This window comes from Paenibacillus sp. TAF43_2 (assembly GCF_052113545.1).
GTDB lineage: Bacteria > Bacillota > Bacilli > Paenibacillales > Paenibacillaceae > Pristimantibacillus.
In genome coordinates this window covers 1-3,507 of record NZ_JBFRDK010000319.1, presented here as the reverse complement: position 1 = coordinate 3,507, position 3,507 = coordinate 1, and the positions used below count along the sequence as shown (strand labels likewise).

Annotated in this window: 3 protein-coding genes; all 3 read left to right on the top strand. The window is 41.8% G+C overall.

What is annotated here, in order from left to right:
- A partial coding sequence (locus AB4Z17_RS32825) for a M56 family metallopeptidase (protein ID WP_441964570.1) occupies nucleotides 1–1,117 on the top strand: 1,117 nt, incomplete at its 5' end.
- A 227-nt stretch (nucleotides 1,118–1,344) separates the two neighbouring features.
- Entirely contained in the window at nucleotides 1,345–1,944 is a 600-nt protein-coding gene (locus AB4Z17_RS32820) for a TetR/AcrR family transcriptional regulator (RefSeq protein ID WP_441907722.1), read from the top strand.
- Between the two features lie 33 nt (nucleotides 1,945–1,977).
- Nucleotides 1,978–3,108, top strand: coding sequence for a cytochrome P450 (locus AB4Z17_RS32815; protein ID WP_441964568.1), 1,131 nt, complete (start codon nucleotides 1,978–1,980; stop codon nucleotides 3,106–3,108).
- Nucleotides 3,109–3,507: the final 399 nt, after the last annotated feature.

Here is a 3,507-nt window from a genome sequence, read left to right as displayed (position 1 = left end):
GCAGAATATTTACGAGGCTGAGAATTTGAAAACACCTTTTGTACTTGGCTTTTTACGACCAAAGATTTTTTTACCTAATGGGCTACATGATGAGGAGCGCAGCTATATTCTGTTGCACGAACAGACTCATATTAAACGATATGATCATATTATTAAGCCAGCAGCCTTCTTGATATTATCCCTGCACTGGTTTAATCCTCTTGTATGGGTAGCATTCATGTTAATGAGTAGGGATATGGAATTCTCCTGTGATGAACGTGTACTGAAAAAGATGGATTCTGATATGGATATAAAAAAATCTTATGCGTCATCATTATTATCGCTTGCTACCGAAAGACATATTTTGAATGGGAGTCCGCTTGCTTTTGGTAAGGGGAATGTAAAAGGGAGGATTAAAAACGTGGTGAATTACAGAAAACCGAGGTTTTGGTTACTTTTTTTCTCAATTGTCCTTATAATAGCAGTTGGAATTGGATTGCTAGCAAATCCTGTAATAAAGGGGAAAGATGCATTAGGACTAATGGCAAATAATACACCATTAAGTGAAGAAGCTTCTTTGGAACAACCAGAGAAATCAGCAGCGGAAATATTAAGTGACCTAGCCAATCTGCAATTTTCAATTAAAAGGAATCAAATTAGTGATGACGATCAAGAAACCGTTGTCACATTTGGAAAAGCTTTTGTGAATTTGTATACCGGTGCTATCGCAGAACAAAAAGCAGTCACATTTAGAAATTACATATCTAACGATAATCTTCTAAAATACACAAATAAAATGCTAGAGCTAGAACAAAGAAAAGAATTAAAGGGAGAGTTTAGTGTTATTTTCGGTCTGGAAAATGAATTTACGGAAGCAGAATTCAAACAACTTGATAAAAATCTTTACTACGTAAATTTACCTTTTTCGAACCAAGGATCTGGTATGAGCTTTAAGATGTTAGTTCAAACAGAAAATAAAATATTAAAAATCGTTGATTTGTACTTTGGAAACAAAGACGGTGTAGATACGATTGTAACTGGACACCCCGCTGTTAGAAAACTTCATGATTCAAAACTATGGGATGACCAAGAATGGGTTGATAGTGTTTTTGATAAGCTTGAAAAAATAGAAATCTAAAGGGAATTCTTGAGCATGCCTAAATAGGAGAAAAGCTATTAAAAACCGCGTATATCGTGGTTTTTTTGTTTTTTCGGTTCATATACTTAGCAATGTGCTATGTCAAGAATTTGTACCGAATAACGAAAAAGGCAATTATGATTGACAATCATTTTACCAAGTGTTACCATTAGCATATTAGTTGTACTGACTAGTCAGTTTATTACGAAAAGGAGAGACAGTTCGCATTGAGCAAAACGAAAATCATGTCAGCAGCGATAGACGTTTTCTCGGAGAATGGATACCACCGAGCTAGTATGGACGATATCGCACTTAGAGCAAAGGTTGCCAAAGGGACGTTGTATTATCATTTTCCAGGAAAAGCACAGCTGTTTAAGACGATCGTAATGGATGGACTGCAGGTAATTACCGATCGAATACGGAATGAGCTGCGAACTGATCTTTCGTTGGAAGAACAAATCAGGCGAATCATCCAGCACAATCTCGACTTGTTTCTGGATTCCAGCGGATTCGCACATATCGTGTTCAACGAATTGTCGAACGGAATCGATCAGGAAGTACTAGAGGAATTGAATGAGTTGAAGCTCGGCTATATTCGTTTTATAGCAGAGGTGCTAGAAGGAAGCCGGGAAGAGGGGCTAATGATCAATGTCAATTGCAGTTTAGCTGCTGCAGGGATTGTCGGATTGCTCAACAGTTCCTGCGATTACTTCCTAACCTATGGCAGTAGTATGAACCGTGACGATCTTGAACATTTTCTTTATCAGATTATTACGACCGGGTTGTTTTTGACCCCCGGCGGCAAGCCAGATGGTATGTTGAACTGATTTCATTCTAAGCGGAAAGCGGCGATGCGACGTATGAATTGGAAAACTGACAGCGAACTGATACCTTTGTCTTGGTTTAAAGAAATGCGAATCTCTTCCCCTGTCGTGTTCAATTCGGAGAAAAATACTTGGGACGTGTACAAGTACGAAGATGTAAAGAAGATATTTGCCGATCATGAGCATTATTCTTCAAAAGGGACGGAAAGCGCCATGGAGCCGATCAACTCAAGCATTCTTAGGCAGGATCCACCTAAACACCGACAGCTGCGTATGCTCGTTTCACAAGCTTTCACGCCTCGGGCTATCGAATCGCTCGCACCGAAAATTGAATCGATTGCGCAGCAATTGTGCGATCAAGCAGAAGTGACGGGGGAGATGGATGCCCTTCTCGATTATGCGAGCCCTCTGCCGATCATCGTCATCGTCGAAATGCTGGGCATTCCGTCCGTGGATCGTGACCGGTTCAAGGAATGGTCGGATTCGCTAGTTGGGAATGACGGAGAACGTTATTTTCAATGCCAGAAGGAAATGAGCGACTATTTCTCCGACATCATGAATCGAAGACGGCTTGACCCGCAGGATGATCTCATCAGCAATCTCGTTCATGCAAAGGTCGAAGGCGAACAATTAAGTGACTTGGAGATCATCGGATTCTGCATTCTGCTGCTGGTGGCGGGGAATGAAACGACGACCAATCTTATAACCTCAGCCTTACTGTGCCTAGATAGCGACAGAGAGGCAAGGAAAAGTCTCATCGAGGAACCTTCCATGATTCCGCAAGCCATCGAAGAGGTGCTTCGCTATTGCTCTCCCGTTCAAACAATGATTCGAATCGTTAAAAAAACGACTGTTCTGCGCGGCCAAACGCTTTCGCCCGGACAAATGGTCAACCTCTGGATCGGGTCGGCCAATCATGACGGAGAGCATTTTGATACTCCGGAAAAATTCGATATCCATCGCAACCCGAATCCGCATCTGGCATTTGGACACGGCATTCACTTCTGCTTGGGCTCTCAGCTTGCCCGCTTGGAGAGCAAAATCGCCATTCAAACACTTCTTAGCAGGTTTCCTGACTACGCAAGAGATCGTACGCACACGCTGGAGCGGTTGGACAGCTGGATGATGTTCGGGGTCAATCGTTTGCCGCTGGTTCTGACGAAATAACCTTACATTAAAAGGCGCTTTATTGCATATTCAACGCCAAGAGGAAGTTGTATAAGCTTATGTAATCATTGGTTCCACAATCGAACAATACTATAGCGTAAGAATCAACAAAACGAGGCTGCCGATATTATGAACTGCACCCCGTCAAGTAGACATTACAAATAATAAAACCTGTTAAACGGTCTTAGTCCTAAACTCCATTGGACTGAGGCCGTTTAGTTTTGCCTATTCCGGCTGATATCGGTCCGATAATATTGCCCAGGCTCGTAAAGGCAGAGTTAAGTCTTGCCACTACGATGACTAGTGCCAGATCCCTTGTTGATTATTACACTTCAGGTCCATTTTTACATCTGGGTGAAGATAGCATTCATTTACTGTTACAATCCAATGATATAGCAG

Bases quoted from the DNA above. Each gene is read 5' to 3' on its own strand.
- AB4Z17_RS32815 (WP_441964568.1), top strand. From the start codon at position 1,978: ATGAATTGGAAAACTGACAGCGAACTGATACCTTTGTCTTGGTTTAAA.